Annotated in this window: 14 protein-coding genes and 1 pseudogene; 8 read left to right on the plus strand and 7 right to left on the minus strand. The window is 71.2% G+C overall.

Annotation, left to right across the window (positions count from 1 at the left end; all coding sequences use genetic code 11):
* Positions 1-149: 149 nt before the first annotated feature.
* Positions 150-1,751 carry an acyl--CoA ligase family protein gene (locus E1284_RS30745; protein WP_131943662.1) on the minus strand — a complete coding sequence of 534 codons (1,602 nt, stop codon included), beginning with the start codon at positions 1,749-1,751 and terminating at the stop codon, positions 150-152.
* Between the two features lie 126 nt (positions 1,752-1,877).
* Here E1284_RS30745 and E1284_RS43755 point away from each other — a divergent pair, with 126 nt between their 5' ends.
* Positions 1,878-2,012, plus strand: a complete 135-nt coding sequence (locus E1284_RS43755) for a hypothetical protein (RefSeq protein ID WP_279433088.1) — start codon at positions 1,878-1,880, stop codon at positions 2,010-2,012.
* Here E1284_RS43755 and E1284_RS30750 read toward each other — a convergent pair.
* On the minus strand, positions 2,009-2,872 hold the full coding sequence (locus tag E1284_RS30750) for a hypothetical protein (protein ID WP_131943663.1): 864 nt from the start codon (positions 2,870-2,872) through the stop codon (positions 2,009-2,011). The two genes, E1284_RS43755 and E1284_RS30750, sit on opposite strands and share 4 nt — an antisense overlap.
* A gap of 267 nt (positions 2,873-3,139) precedes the next feature.
* Here E1284_RS30750 and E1284_RS30755 point away from each other — a divergent pair, with 267 nt between their 5' ends.
* On the plus strand, positions 3,140-3,667 hold the full coding sequence (locus E1284_RS30755; RefSeq protein ID WP_131943664.1) for a hypothetical protein: 528 nt from the start codon (positions 3,140-3,142) through the stop codon (positions 3,665-3,667).
* Here E1284_RS30755 and murA read toward each other — a convergent pair.
* Positions 3,664-4,965, minus strand: a complete 1,302-nt coding sequence (gene murA, locus E1284_RS30760; protein ID WP_131943665.1) for a UDP-N-acetylglucosamine 1-carboxyvinyltransferase — start codon at positions 4,963-4,965, stop codon at positions 3,664-3,666. The genes E1284_RS30755 and murA overlap by 4 nt on opposite strands.
* 397 nt (positions 4,966-5,362) lie before the next feature.
* Here murA and E1284_RS42670 point away from each other — a divergent pair, with 397 nt between their 5' ends.
* Positions 5,363-6,628, plus strand: a complete 1,266-nt coding sequence (locus E1284_RS42670) for an extracellular catalytic domain type 2 short-chain-length polyhydroxyalkanoate depolymerase (RefSeq protein ID WP_207924045.1) — start codon at positions 5,363-5,365, stop codon at positions 6,626-6,628.
* A 61-nt stretch (positions 6,629-6,689) separates the two neighbouring features.
* On the opposite strand, the gene E1284_RS30780 is transcribed toward E1284_RS42670, so the two are convergent.
* Both E1284_RS30780 and E1284_RS30790 read right to left on the minus strand, forming a co-directional pair.
* A complete protein-coding gene (locus E1284_RS30780) occupies positions 6,690-7,301 on the minus strand; it encodes a dihydrofolate reductase family protein (protein WP_131943671.1) in 612 nt (203 codons plus the stop codon).
* 403 nt (positions 7,302-7,704) lie between these two features.
* Positions 7,705-8,592, minus strand: a complete 888-nt coding sequence (locus tag E1284_RS30790) for a helix-turn-helix domain-containing protein (protein ID WP_207924046.1) — start codon at positions 8,590-8,592, stop codon at positions 7,705-7,707.
* Between the two features lie 366 nt (positions 8,593-8,958).
* Here E1284_RS30790 and E1284_RS30795 point away from each other — a divergent pair, with 366 nt between their 5' ends.
* The 3 genes and pseudogenes from E1284_RS30795 to E1284_RS44145 all read left to right on the plus strand — a co-directional run.
* On the plus strand, positions 8,959-9,735 hold the full coding sequence (locus E1284_RS30795) for a class I SAM-dependent methyltransferase (RefSeq protein ID WP_165965490.1): 777 nt from the start codon (positions 8,959-8,961) through the stop codon (positions 9,733-9,735).
* Positions 9,736-9,917: 182 nt separating this feature from the next.
* Positions 9,918-10,334, plus strand: a complete 417-nt coding sequence (locus E1284_RS44140) for a VOC family protein (protein WP_165965491.1) — start codon at positions 9,918-9,920, stop codon at positions 10,332-10,334.
* Positions 10,335-10,357: 23 nt separating this feature from the next.
* Positions 10,358-10,576 (plus strand): annotated as a pseudogene (locus tag E1284_RS44145) (hypothetical protein); the annotation flags it as partial.
* Between the two features lie 71 nt (positions 10,577-10,647).
* On the opposite strand, the gene E1284_RS30805 reads toward E1284_RS44145, so the two are convergent.
* Positions 10,648-11,547, minus strand: coding sequence for a LysR family transcriptional regulator (locus E1284_RS30805; protein WP_131943668.1), 900 nt, complete (start codon positions 11,545-11,547; stop codon positions 10,648-10,650).
* 159 nt (positions 11,548-11,706) lie between these two features.
* On the opposite strand from E1284_RS30805, the gene E1284_RS30810 reads away from it, so the two are divergent.
* Positions 11,707-12,339, plus strand: a complete 633-nt coding sequence (locus E1284_RS30810; RefSeq protein ID WP_131943669.1) for an NADPH-dependent F420 reductase — start codon at positions 11,707-11,709, stop codon at positions 12,337-12,339.
* Positions 12,340-12,391: 52 nt separating this feature from the next.
* A complete protein-coding gene (locus E1284_RS30815) occupies positions 12,392-13,327 on the plus strand; it encodes an SDR family oxidoreductase (protein WP_131943670.1) in 936 nt (311 codons plus the stop codon).
* Between the two features lie 16 nt (positions 13,328-13,343).
* On the opposite strand, the gene E1284_RS43760 is transcribed toward E1284_RS30815, so the two are convergent.
* Positions 13,344-13,466 (minus strand): hypothetical protein, encoded by a 123-nt coding sequence (locus E1284_RS43760; protein WP_279433089.1) that lies wholly within the window; start codon positions 13,464-13,466, stop codon positions 13,344-13,346.
* Between the last annotated feature and the right edge of the window lie 126 nt (positions 13,467-13,592).

Raw genomic sequence — 13,592 nt, forward strand, 5'->3', positions numbered from 1 at the left:
CCCACGATCAGCACGTTGCCGGTGGGCCTCCCGGTGGGCGCCATCACGCTCCCCTCTCAGGGGGCCGCCGACCCGGCCCCCGCCCAGGGAACACTTCCCAGGAACCGGGCGTCCTCACGCCGCCGGGAGGCCCGATGCGGCAAGGGTTCTCAGCCCTGCACGCGGCTCTCCCGCCCGGCCCGTTCCCGCTCCCGGAGCTGGAACTTCTGGATCTTCCCGGTGGACGTCTTCGGCAGCTCCGCCACGAACTCGACGGAGTCGGGCGCCTTGTACCGGGCGAGGCTCGCCCGGACGTGCTCGACCAGTTCCGTCCCCGTCACGGCGTGCCCGTCGCGGAGCACGACGAACGCCTTGGGGCGCTCGCCCCACTTCTCGTCCGGCACGGCGACAACGGCGACCTCCAGCACGGCCGGATGCGAGTCGATGGCCCGCTCGACCTCGACCGTCGAGATGTTCTCGCCGCCGGAGATGATGATGTCCTTGGACCGGTCGCGCAGCTCGACGTAGCCGTCCGGGTGGCGGACGCCGAGGTCGCCGGAGTGGAACCAGCCGCCGCGGAACGCCCTCGCGGTCGCCTCCTCGTCCCGGTGGTAGCCCTTCATCACGTTGTTGCCGCGCATGACGATCTCGCCGAGCGTCTCCCCGTCGGCCGGGACGTCGTTCATGTCGCCGTCGACGACGCGCAGCCCGTCGGTCTGCACCATGCCGACGCCCTGCCGGGCCAGCAGCCGGGCCCGGTCGCCGGCGGCCAGGTCCGGCCAGCCGGGCTGCGGCTCGCACACCGAGTACGGCCCGTAGGTCTCGGTCAGCCCGTACACGTGCACGATGCTCGCGCCGAGCCGCTCCATCTGCCCGATGATCGTCGGGCTGGGCGGCGCGCCCGCCGTCGTCACCGTCAGCGGGCGCTCCAGCGGACGCGCCTCCGGCGCGTTCGCGATCGTCACCAGCACGGTCGGCGCGCCGTTCAGGTGCGTGACGCCCTCGGTGCCGATGAGGCGCCACACCTCCGCGGCGACGACGGCGCGCAGGCACACCTGCGTCCCGCCGACCGCGGCGAGCGCCCACGGCGTGCACCAGCCGTTGCAGTGGAACATCGGCAGCGTCCACAGGTAGACGCTGTCGGGGGTGTGCCGCGAGTGCAGGACCTCGCCGAGCGCGTTCAGGTAGGCGCCGCGGTGCGTGTAGACGACGCCCTTGGGACGTCCCGTGGTACCGGAGGTGTAGTTGATCGAGATGGCGGCGTTCTCGTCCGGGACGTCCCAGGGCAGCGGGTCGTCCGAGCCGCGGGCCAGGAGTTCGCCGTAGGAGGCGCCGCCCACGGCCGGGTCGGGATCGGCGCCCGCCGCCGGGACCGTGGCGACCTGCGGCAGGCCGTCCGCGATCGGTGCGATGGACGGATGCAGGCCCGCATCGACGACGAGCGCCTTCGCCCCCGAATGGTCGAGGATGTACCGGATCTCCTCCGGGGCGAGCCGCGTGTTGATCGCGACGAGAACAGCGCCCGCGAGCGGCACCGCGAAATGGGCCGCGAGCAGCTCGGGGATGTTCGGCGCCAGGTAGGCGACGCGGTCGCCGGGCCCGATCCCGGACGCCCGCAACGCGTTGGCGAGCCGCGTCACCTCTTCCGCCAACTCCGCATACGTGGCGCGGCGGTCCCCGTAGGCGTACGCGGTCTTGCCGGGGAACACCTCCGCCGACCGGCCGAGGAACGCGAGAGGAGTGAGCGGCGTGTAGCCCGGGCCGTTGTCCATCGGGAGCCTCCGGTGCCATCGGATGCGGCCTGCGTCTCAAGGATCCCACGCACTCCCGCCCCGGCATGGAGCCCAGGCGAGTCCATGCCGCACCCTTGGAACAAGATCGCGACAAGGAGGGCGAGCATGACCGTATCCCGGCTCCGCGACATCCCGGGGATCGGCGTGGACGAGACCGCCGACGCCGCCGACGGCTACCTGCCGTTCCAGGGGCACCGCGACATCCTGGAGGCCGCCGCCGCGCACGTCGGGCGGATCTAGCCCTGCGCGTTGCGGGTCAGGATGGAGACGGCCTTCACGGTCGTGTAGCCGCGCCACTCCAGTTCGGCGGCGGGCGAGTAGCTGGCGAAGTCGACGCGCCATCCGCCGTCGTCCTGCTGCTGTCCGTCGAGGCGCAGCAGTTCGGCGTGCACGACATCGCCCTTGATGAGGTCGCGTGCCGGGCGCCCGGGGTAGGGGGCGAAGTCCAGGGGCCGCATCATCTCGTCCTCCAGTCCGCCTTGGACGTGCACGAGCCCGTTCTCAGGGATGTGCCCGCCGAGCAGACGGAGGGTCTCGCCGTCCTCGATGGCGTCGGCCAACCAGACGGCGAACGAGAGTTCCAGTGCGTGGAGTGCGTCCTTCTCCCGGATGGCGTCGAGGCAGTAGCGCGTCGCACGGTCGAGCCAGGGGTGCCTGGCGACGGCCTCGTCATGGACGGCGACGCGGTGCGCCATGGCCGCGACGACGGCGGTGATCTGCAGCGAGGACGCCTGCGTGTCGGCGTCCGCCCAGAACGGGGCGCACCCAGCCGGATCGGGCACGGGCAGCGCGAACGGGATGCCGCCGTCCGGGAGGGACACGGACTCCAGCCAGTCGCAGAGCGCAACGGCTTCGGGCGCCGTGAACGGGGCCAGCTCCTCGAAGACCTCGAACGCGTGCAGGGCGGGGCCCGTCTGGCTCGTCCGCGACCGCAGGTCGGGTTCGAGGCCGTGCCCGTAACCGCCGTCGGGATTGCGGTAGGCGTTCAGGGCGGCCAGCAGGGCGTCCTTGTCGCCCTCGCCGATCAGCAGCTCGAAACGGCGCCGATCGAGCGGGCGCGCGTGCATGGCCATGAAGTCGGATGCCTTATCGATGTCCATGACTCCAGCCTGACCGCCGGCCGCGCACCCGTCTTGCAGGTTTCGGCCATCACCAGGTAAGGACCAGTTCCCCGGGTGCCGGGCGACGAGCCAGGCGTCCGGCTCGGGGACGAAGGTCAGCCCCGGGGCCTCGCGCACCCGGGAGTAGTGGGGGGTAAGGGTCGCTGCGGTCGGACTGCATGATCGTCCCTCCCTCGGGTGACCAGCCCAACGCGGCGGCCGGAAAAGGGAGTGCGCCCCGGGAACGGCGCGGCCTAGCCTGGCCGCATGGACGTGAGTTTCGAGCGGACGGGCGAGCGCCGGTACGCGACCGTCGTCACCCTGCCCGGACGGCACCCGCGCCGGATGGACCCCGCGCCCGGCTACGACGACCACATCCCGCACGACCTCGTCCACTACCTGACCGAGGCGGAACTGGGCCTGGCGTCCGGGGTGTTCGGGCGCGCGGCGGCGGGTGGCGGCGGCTTCACCGAGACGGTCGAGACGCCCGGCGATCCGCGCCGGCGGGCGCGGGCGCAGCGCAGGGCGAAGAAGCGCGAGACGTTCCTGAGCGAGGCCGACCGCGGCGACATGGCCAGGTCCGAGTATCTGGCGGGCCTGTGCGACATCGCCTGGCGGCGCCGCGCGGGCGCCTCGGCACCCGAATGGGCGCGCCGCAAGCAGATCCCGCCCGAGGACGCGGCGGCGGTGGACCGCATCCTGGGCCGCCTGGACGAGGTCGCGCCGCTCTGGCGCGCGCTTCCGGTCGGCGGCGCGCTCACCTTCACCTGGCCGGGTTCCGAGGTCGTCCGCTAGCCCTCCCGGAGGGCGAGGCCGAGCGTCCGGAACTGCTCGACCGGACGGTGGTAGCCGCGCTCGATGTGGTGGACGCCCCGCAGGGTGGACGGGCCTTCGGCGACCGCCGCCGCCAGCACCGCCGAGAACCCCGCCCGGATGTCGGGCATGGTCACGTCCCCGCCCCGGAGCTTGGTCACGCCCCGCACGACGGCCGAGTGCAGCGCCGCCGTGTCGTGGTACCGGCAGGCCGGACCGCCGAGGCACGTGTCGTAGACCTCTATCTCGGCGCCCATGCTCTGCAGCGCGGGCACGTAGGCGAGCCGGTTCTCGTACACGGTCTCGTGCAGCACCGACATGCCCTCGGCCTGCGTGAACAGCACCATCAGAGGCGTCTGCCAGTCCGTCGCGAACCCCGGGTGCGTGTCGGTCTGCACCGCCGCGGGATGCAGCCCGTTCGGCGCCGACGCCATGATCCAGTCGTCGGTGATCTCGAACTGCGCGCCCATCCGGGTCAGCGTCGTGATCGCGGTGACGAGCCGGTCCTGCGGGCATCCGTGCACCCGGACCTCGCCCCTGGTCACCAGGCCCGCGACCAGGTAGGAGAACGCCTCGATGCGGTCGCCGTCCAGCCGGGTCTGCGCGCCGCTCAGCCGCTCGACGCCCTCGACGACGATCCGCCGGTCGGGGGCGAAGGAGATGCGCGCGCCCATCCGCTGCAGGAACAGCGCCAGCTCGACGATCTCCGGCTCCATCGCCGCGTTGCGGATGACGGTCTTGCCCTTCGCCCGCACCGCCGCCAGAAGGACGGTCTCGGTCGCCCCGACGCTCGGGTACGGCAGCTCGATGCGCGCGCCCACCAGCCGCGACGCCCGCGCGTGGATGCCGTCGGCCGCGTAGGTCATCTCGGCCCCGAACGCCCTCAGCGCGTCCACGTGGAAGTCGACGGGCCGCCTGCCGATCGGGTCGCCCCCGACCAGCGGCACGAACGCCTCGCCGGTCAGATGCAGCAGCGGCCCCAGCATCAGGATGGGGATGCGGTTCAGGCCGGTGAACGCCTTGCCGACGCTCGGGTCGGCCACCGGCCCCGGCACGACCGTCACCTCGCCGCCGGACCGCTCCACCGCCGTCCCGACGTGCTCCAGCATGCCCGCCGTGATGCCGACCTCGCCGACGTCCGGGGCGTTGCCGATGGTGCTCGGCCCGTCCCCCAGCATCGCCGCGACCATGTGCTTGCTGACCGCGTTCTTCGCCCCCCGCACGGTGACGTCCCCGCGCAGCGGTCCCGACGGCTCGATCCGCCAAAGCTTCTCAGTCACCCGTGCAGCCTACGGTGTCCGTGCCGGGCCGCAGCCGAATTCACCGCAACCCCGGCACGCGCTCCCTGCGGACGACCTCCGCCCAGACGCGGGTCTCCGCCTCCCCGCACCGCACACCCCACCGCTCCGCCACCGCTCCGACGATCACCAGCCCGCGCCCGCTCTCGTCCTCGAATTCACTCCCGACGAGTGGACGACCTTCCTCACCCGCGTTAAGCGGGGCACCGTCAGCTGAGGCTCACCGGTGACGAGTCGGCCTGCTGATCAGACGGCCATCGGCTCAGGATGCGTGGCGTTCGCCGCCATGTTGATCTAGGGGATTGTGTTTTCGCGCGCTCTGGCAGGCGGCGCGGGAGACTCCGACGATGACGGCACCACCCCACCCCTGGGAGCCCCCATGCGCCTGAGGATCAGGCAAGGGATCTGGGCCGCCGTCGCGGCCGCAGCCCTGGCAACGACCTCCCTGTCCGTCGTCCATGCCGCCGTCCCGCCGCCGACCACCGCCCCCCTCGCCAAGTACGACATCAGCTCCACCTACGTCAGCGGGGTGTCGTCCGGCGGATTCATGGCCAACCAGCTCCACGTCGCCTACTCGTCCCTGTTCCAGGGCACCGGAATCTTCTCCGCCGGCGCCTACGACTGCGCGCAGAACAGCCTGAGCACCGCGCTCAACGCCTGCATGGCGACCTACCTGCCCCGCAAAACGCCCGCCCAGCTCGAACAGCTGACCCGCGACCGCGCCTCGGCCGGCACCGTCGACCCGGTCGCGAACCTGTCGGGCGACCCGGTGTGGCTGTACCACGGCACGTCCGACACCACCGTCGCCGAGGACGTCAACGACGACCTGGCCACCTACTACCGCGACCTGGGCACCGACGTCGTCTACGACCACACCTCCGCCGCCGGGCACGCCTGGGTCAGCCCGATCGGCCCCGGCTCCTGCTCGGTCACCCAGTCTCCCTGGATCAACAACTGCGGCGGCGACCCCGTCGGGGACATGCTGACCCACCTGTTCGGCACGGTTCAGCCGGCCGCGTCGTCCCTGTCCGGGAAGCTGATCCAGTTCGACCAGAACGACTACGTGCCCGGCGGGAACGCCACCTCGATCAGCATGGGCAACGAAGGGTTCGCCTACGTCCCGCAGGTTTGCGAGCAGTCGTCCTGCAAGCTGATGGTCGCCCTGCACGGCTGCTACCAGTACTACGGCAACATTGGTAACACCTTCATGGACAAGGCGTATCTCAACGAGTACGCCGATACCAACGCCATGATCGTCCTGTATCCGCAGGCGACCGCCTCGGGGCTGAGCAACCCGCGCGGCTGCTGGGACTGGTGGGGCTACCAGTCCGCCACGTACCCGCTCAAGACCGGCCCGCAGATGACGGCCGTCGTCAACATGGTCAAGGCCATGAGCGGCGGCACCACCACACCGCCGCCGACCACGACGCCCCCGACCTCACCCACGCCCACTCCGACTCCACCGCCGACCCCGACGGCGACGTGTGTGACCGCCTCCAACTACGCGCACACCACCGCCGGACGAGCGCACCAGTCCATGGGCTACACCTACGCCAACGGCTCCAACCAGAACCTGGGGCTGTGGAACCTCTACACCACCAGCACCATCAAGGAGACCGATCCGGGCTACTGGGTGAAGTGCTGATCCGATCGATTGAGGGGCCTTGCCCCCGCCATGAGCGGCGGGCAAGGTCCTTGGTCGTCCGCTAACGGCGCACTCTGTAGCTCAGGTGCAGTACCCGCTCACCCTGGATGACGACGTGGGGATCCTCCAGCAGGTACCGGCCATCGATACTGCCGAAGTAGCGTTTGCCCGACCCGAACACCACCGGCGCGACGTCGATCGCCACCTCGTCCACGAGGCCGGCCGCGAGCATCTGGCCGCCCACCTCGCCGGCGTTCACGCTGACGACCCGCTCCCCCGCGAGCTTCTGGGCCGTGTCGATCGCGGCCGCCACATTGCCGGCGAAATGGTATGACGCTTCGGGGTGCCAGCCCTCGGGCTTGGGCCGGTGGGACACCACGACCACGTGGTCGCCCACGGGCGGCCGTCCCTCCCAGCCGTTCACCAGGTCGAACAGGGTGCGGCCCATCACGATCACGCCGACCTCGTCCCATTGCGACCGGACGTACTCCGCCGATGCGCGCGAGACCCTGAAGCCGGCGCCCGCTCCGGAATGGTCGAACTCCGGGTCGTCGCTCGCGGTGATCGGGGTGTCCCCGCCGAAGTACCAGTCGTGGAGCGGCCCGACGTCGTCGTTCTCGTCCGCGATGAAGCCGTCCACCGACATGACACTGTGCATGATCACTGTGCCCACGGGTTCTCCCTGGAATCTCCTCGCGTTCTCGGCTTCCGATCCTGCCGCCGCCGGATGCGGTCGCGATCTGAGCTCCGCCTCCAGCACTCGCAGGGCCTCGGCGGCCGAGGCGAACTCACCGACCTGGTTGCGGATGCGGTCCACGGACCGCTGCCAGACGGCGTCCACCGGTTCCGCAGCTCGTTCACCGGCATGCCGGCGAACGGTGACATGCCCCAGTATTTGAAGTGCACTCCGACGAGCCGCACTCGTGCCGGATGCTCGTAGAGGAAACGTCTCGTCCAGACACCCATGAACGGGTCGAGCGGCGGTGCGGGCACCCGGCCGACGTATTCCATGGACTCAGTGTGGCCGACCGGGGTGTCGTGCGTCGTCCGGCTGCTGCGAGCGTCCTGGACGCGCACTATCTGTGGGGGCGGGGCTGGCGCGTCTCTTTCTCGGCGCGCAGTACGGGTCCGAACGATGCCGAGTGATCGTGCGCGTTCGCGCAGGTCCGGTGCGTCTCGGCGAGGAACGCCCGCGGCGGGACGCCGGTGAGCCGGACACATTCGCGCGTGAGGTGCGGCTGGTCGGCGTAGCCGACGCGTCTCGCGAGCAGCGCGAGCCCGACGGTCGTCGGCGCGCGGCCATGGGCGATCGCCTGCTGGACGAGCGCGACGAAGCCCTGGAAGCGCAGCATCCGGTGCAGCGCCTTCGGCGCGAGCCCCACCGCCGTCCGGCAGCGGCGCCGCAATTGCGTTTCAGAGATGTGCAGGGACGCGCTCAGCGACGTCACGTCAGTTGCCCGCCACGGCATCAGACCGCGTACCGCCTCGGACACGAGCAGGTCGGGCGGCATGCCGTCGCGGGCACGCTCCTGCACATGGAGTTGCATGGCGGCGAGCGCCTCCTTGGGCGAAGCCGCCGCTCCGATCGCCTCGCCGAGCGCTGCGGCCGGACGGCCCCACAGCTCCTCGGCGTCGAGCACAAGCCCGGCCGTCTCCGACATGGGCAGTCCCGCGACCGCGGGGAAGGCGCCCGGCAGGAACCGCACGCCGACCACGGAGGTGCCCGGCTCGAGCACCTCGGCCCGCGGCCCGGTGAGCGGGCCGACCACTTGCGGCGCCGATCCGACCTTGCAGACGAGCTCGACGGCGCCGTTGGGGATGTGGCGGTGGACGTAGGGTGCGGCATCGCGACCGACCCCCTGAACCCAGACCGAGGACACGAGCCCGTGCAGCGCCGGGACGGGCGGACGCTCGACATGGCTCTGCCCGCCGGCGGAAGGCGCGGAGAACGCTTCGCCGGTCACCTGCCCCAGTGTGCAGGGCCATGGTGGCCTGCCGTGAGAAGGACGCCCGGTTTGTTCAAGAACGCGCGGCGGCCCCGGTCCTACGGTTCGGAGCATGTTCAGCATGACGCCCCCGCACTCGGCGCAGCCACCAGCGCTCGGCGCGCGGCGGACCTCCGACCCCGCCGGCCGATCGTCCCGCCCCGCTCAGGCCGGTCACCTGGGCCCGCCCTTCCCGAGGCACCGCCTGACACGCGCCTCACTCCCAGCGGGGATCACGCTCGCGCGCAGCTTCGGCCAGGTGCTGCCGCCACCGACCACTCCCGTCCATGCCCCGGGCGACGAGTACGTGATCGACGCCCGCGTCCAGCACACGGGAGACGTCCGATGAGCGCGCCCATCCAGGGCGAACTCTGGAGCAGTGATCCGCAGGCGTGGGCCGAGGTCGCGGAGGGCCGCAGCCGTCCGCTGTACGAGCGTGTGCTCCGCAGCCTTCACCCCCGTCCGGGGACGCGGCTTCTGGATGCGGGCTGCGGTTCGGGTCTGTTCGCCGAACTGGCGGCCCAGGCCGGCGCGGACGTCACCGGGCTGGACGCGGCGCCGGGCCTCATCGAGTACGCGCGCCGCGTGCGTCCGGCAGCGCACTACATCGTCGGGGACCTCGGGCAGATGCCGTTCGAGGACGGCGCCTTCGACATCGTCACCGCCTTCAACTCCGCGCTCTACGCCGCCGACCCGCGCCATGCCCTCGCCGAGATCGCGCGCGTGACCGCCCCCTCCGGGCGGGCGGTCGTGACGGTGGGCGCCGGTCCCGACCAGGCCGAGAGCGCGGCGCTGATCAACCCGCTCGCTCCTCGCGGAGACGTGCCCGACCTCGGCACCCTCGACCTCGCCGACCCGGACGCGACCCGCGGCGCGCTGCTCGAAGCCGGTTACGCATCCGTGGCGACGGCCGACATCTCCTTCGACGTCGTCTTCGAGGACGAGGACGACGCGGTCGCCGCCCAACTGCCGGCCGGACCGGTCACCGCGGCGGTGCGGCACTCCGGCCGCGCGACCGTCGAATCGGCGCTGCGGTCCTTCTTCGCGCCGCGAACACGAACCGACGGGACCGTGCGCATGGGCCTCCTCTTCCGCTGCTATCTCGCGGAACGAGCGCCCTGACCGAGAACCCGGCGCAAACGCGGTAGTGGGTCGCCACTCCCTGCCGCTGGGGTAATCGCATGGAGGCGGCGCAGCGGTGTGTGCGCATCATGGGTCGATGATCGAGTCGCAGCCGTCCGCCGCCTCCAACGTCCTCGACGGACTGGACGGGTGGGCGCCGCGCCTCCTGGGCGCCCCGAAACGTGCGGCACACCGGACTCCGAGGGCATGGAGCGAAGAGCGTCTCACCGACCTTCGAAGGCTTCTCCCCTGATGCTGTTCGCAGTGACCATCGACTGCCCCCGATCCCACCAGCCTGGCGCGACCTCTGTTCCTGCAACGACGACTTCACGGCCCTGACGATCGAGGGCGACGTCCGGCTCGGCTTTCAGCGCGTCGGCAACCCGCCTCCTGCCCGATGGCCCGACCCGACCGCGCCGCGCAGGGTCCACCACGACTTCAGCGTCGACGACCTGGACGCGGCGGAGGAAGGCGTCCTGCGCGCCGGCGCCGAACTCGCGGAGCACCAGCCGGGCGGCCGCCGATTCCGCGTCTTCATCGACCCGGCAGGCCACCCCCTTGTGCCTCGCCGATACCAGGACGTCGGCCCTCCGGGATGAACTGACCTAGCAGTCACTGGTGGAATCGCCTGTCCAGCGGGGTCGAGATCGGCCTGACCTGCGACCAGTTCCAGGGCGGCCAGACCGTCACGGGCGCCCGAGTCGTCCAGCGCCCGGCTCCCCTCTCGCGCAACAGGGCGGACGAGTCCATCCTCCCCCGCGACCGGCTGACCGCCCGCCTCGGCCCACTGCCCGAGCCGCCATCAGCACGGTCGACGGCGAGGGGACGAGGCGGTTCCTAGATGCCTACACGTCCCGAAACAGCCGCGACAAGCCGAGCACGAAGGGTGTCCAGCACCTCTTCGTCCTCGCTCTACGCTTCTACGCGATCGCCCGAATAGGCCTCGTGGTTGCCGCATTCTGCAGTGGTCTCGGCCGTCGCCTGCGCCGCGGTGAAGAAGTCGTCGGCCAGCGGCGAGGTGCGCGATGCCGCCATCGCGAGGCACACCTGGTCGGGCGCGAGTTCAGGGATGGGCACGTAGCCGATGTCCGGGCGTGAGTAGAACAGTGTTTCCGAACGCCCCACGAACGAGATGCCCCGGCCGGCCGCGACGTGCTCGAGTTTCTCCTCCACGCCGCGCACCCGGAGCCCGGAGTCGGGAAGCGGGCGCCGGGTGGGGTGCGTGCTCGGGCCGGCATGCCAGACCAGCGGCTCACCGGCCAGGTCGGCCTCGGTGACCTCCTCCTTGCCGGCCAGCCGGTGGCCTGCGGGCAGCACCACCATGAGCGGCTCGGTGTACAGCGGCACCACGCGCAGACCGGTCTCGTCGATGGGCAGCCGCACGAAGCCGACGTCGATGCGGCCGTCGAGCAGCATCGCGGCCTGGTCGTCCCATTCGATTCGCTGCACGTCCACGACCACGTCCGGATGCCGGGCCTCGAACGCCCGGGCCGCCGGGATGACCGGGATGCCGGTCCGGAAGCCGACCGCCAGCCGCCGGCCGCCGCGGGCGGCCGCGGTCACCCGGCGGCGGACCGCGTCCGCGGAGGCCAGCAGCGGGCCGGCGTCGGCCAGCAACTGCCGGCCGGCGTCGGTCAGCGCCACGCCGTGGCGGTCCCTGGTGAACAGCGAGGCGCCGAGGTCCTTTTCCAGCGCGCGGATCTGCCGGCTGAGCGCCGGCTGCGCGATATGCAGCTCGTCGGCGGCGCGGCCGAAGTGCAGCCTGTCGGCGAGGGCGAGGAAATAGCGCAGTTTGCGCAGGTCCAGATCCATGGAACCTCCCGGCCCGGTGATGCCTCCAGGGTATCACCACGGCTGAAAGAAGTCTTGGACACCCGCTCAGGCCAATGGCTACGTTAAGAGGTACCCAATGAGGCCGAAGCGAATTCGGCACAAGAATTCGGCGGCCAGTTCCAGAAAGCAGGCACAGCAATGAGTACCGTCAGTATTATCGGCTTGGGGAACATGGCCCGCGCTCTGGCCACCAGGGCGCTCGCCGGCGGCAACGCCGTCGAGATCATCGGCCGCGACGCGGCCAAGGCCAAGGAAGTGGCCGCAGCGCTCGGCGGCGCCACCGTCGGGACGGCCGGTACCGCCCCGGCCGGGGACATCGTGATCCTCGCCGTACCGTACGCCGGCGCCGCGGCGGTGGTCGGCGAGTACAGGGACGCGCTGAACGGCAAGGTCATCATCGATATCACCAACCCCCTCTCCGCCGATTTCGAGGGCCTTGTCACCCCCGACGGCAGTTCCGCCGCGCAGGAGATCGCCAAGGCCGCCCCCGCCGGCGCGCATGTCGTCAAGGCGTTCAACACCCTGTTCGCCAATGTCCTGGGCGCCGGCCCGGCCGATGGCCGCCGATTGGACGTGTTCATCGCGGGCGACGACGCGCGGGCGAAAACACGCGTATCGGAGTTCATCGAGAGCCTGGGAATGCGCCCATTGGACACCGGGCAACTGCCAATGGCGCAGGCACTGGAGAACGCCGGCCTGCTGATGATGGGCCTCCTCGCCCACTCCGTCAAGCACACCAACTTCTTCTTCGGCGTCAACATTCTCAGTTGAGCGCACCAGCGCCACCACTTTCCTCGCCACATCATCGATAAGGAGCAGTAGCGTGCGCGTTTTCGTCGCCGGCGGGACCGGCCACTCCGGTTCGTACATCATTCCCGAACTCATCACCGCCGGCCACGAGGTCACCGGCCTGGCCCGGTCGGACACGGCCGCGGCGACACTGTCCGCGCTCGGCGCGAAGGTGCGTCGCGGCGACCTCGAGGATCTCGACGGGCTCAAGGAGGCGGCCGCCGATTCCGACGGCGTCATTCACGTCGCGCAGAGGCAGGAGCTGCTTCCGTCCGGCGGGATCGACGCCGTGGCCTCCGCGGAGCTCCCCATCATGCACGCGTACGGCGAGGCACTCGCGGGAACCGGGAAGCCGCTGGTCGCGGCGGGGAGCATCGGCTCGCCCGGGAACCTGGGCCGGCCCGCCACCGAGGAGGACCCGGCCCTTCCCGCCGGCGATGAGCACAAGGGCACATTGCGGGTTCGCAACGACGTGGAAACCGCCGTCATCGGCCTCGCCGACCGGGGAGTGCGGTCCTCGGTCGTGCGGTTCGCCAACATCGCGCACAGCACGACCGATCGCGCCGGCTTCCTCGTGCAGCTGATCGCGCTCGCGAAGGAGAAGGGATTCGCCGGCTACCCCGGAGACGGCGCGAACGTGTGGAACGCCGTGCACGCCCGCGATGTCGCCTCCTTGTTCCGCTTGGCGCTGGAGAAGGGCCCGGCCGGCAGATACTGGCACGCGGTCGGGGACGGGGCCATCCCGCTCCGCGAGATCGCCGAGGCCATCGGCAGCCGCCTGGGCCTGCCCGCCGTGAGCGTTCCCGCGGACGAACTGATGGTGCCGGGCTACTTCGGGTTCCTCGCGAACATCGTCACGCAGAGCTACCCGGCGTCCAACCTCATCACCCGCCGGACCCTCGGCTGGGAACCCGCCCAGCCCGGCCTGCTCGCCGATCTGGACAACGGCCATTACTTCCCCGCCGGCTGACGGCAGGGATTCCGAATCACAACGAGCCCGCCCCCGACGGCACCGACAGCGGGGCGGGGACGGCGCTGTAGTCGGCGAGCCTCTTGGAGGCGAAGCCGGTCAGCAGGTCGGTCACGCACTTGCCGCGCGCGTCCGCCATGGCCTGCCGGCCCTTGTCGTGAGGAGACTCTGGATGCCCGCCTCGGGGAACTCGGCGTCCGCGTAGGTCCCGATGTCGGCGGAGGCGGAGTAGAACGGGTCCTGGTCGGGCGGGACCGAGCCGGCG

Origin of the sequence: Actinomadura bangladeshensis (genome assembly GCF_004348335.1) — a bacterium.
Lineage (GTDB): Bacteria > Actinomycetota > Actinomycetes > Streptosporangiales > Streptosporangiaceae > Spirillospora > Spirillospora bangladeshensis.

What these genes read in the sequence shown, in the direction of transcription:
- E1284_RS30750 (WP_131943663.1), bottom strand. Translation starts at nt 2,872, where the DNA reads ATGGACATCGATAAGGCATCCGACTTCATGGCCATGCACGCGCGCCCG.
- E1284_RS30795 (WP_165965490.1), top strand. Translation starts at nt 8,959, where the DNA reads ATGAGCGCGCCCATCCAGGGCGAACTCTGGAGCAGTGATCCGCAGGCG.
- E1284_RS30810 (WP_131943669.1), top strand. Translation starts at nt 11,707, where the DNA reads ATGAGTACCGTCAGTATTATCGGCTTGGGGAACATGGCCCGCGCTCTG.
- E1284_RS30755 (WP_131943664.1), top strand. Translation starts at nt 3,140, where the DNA reads ATGGACGTGAGTTTCGAGCGGACGGGCGAGCGCCGGTACGCGACCGTC.
- E1284_RS43755 (WP_279433088.1), top strand. Translation starts at nt 1,878, where the DNA reads ATGACCGTATCCCGGCTCCGCGACATCCCGGGGATCGGCGTGGACGAG.
- E1284_RS30805 (WP_131943668.1), bottom strand. Translation starts at nt 11,547, where the DNA reads ATGGATCTGGACCTGCGCAAACTGCGCTATTTCCTCGCCCTCGCCGAC.
- E1284_RS43760 (WP_279433089.1), bottom strand. Translation starts at nt 13,466, where the DNA reads ATGGCGGACGCGCGCGGCAAGTGCGTGACCGACCTGCTGACCGGCTTC.
- E1284_RS30745 (WP_131943662.1), bottom strand. Translation starts at nt 1,751, where the DNA reads ATGGACAACGGCCCGGGCTACACGCCGCTCACTCCTCTCGCGTTCCTC.
- E1284_RS42670 (WP_207924045.1), top strand. Translation starts at nt 5,363, where the DNA reads ATGCGCCTGAGGATCAGGCAAGGGATCTGGGCCGCCGTCGCGGCCGCA.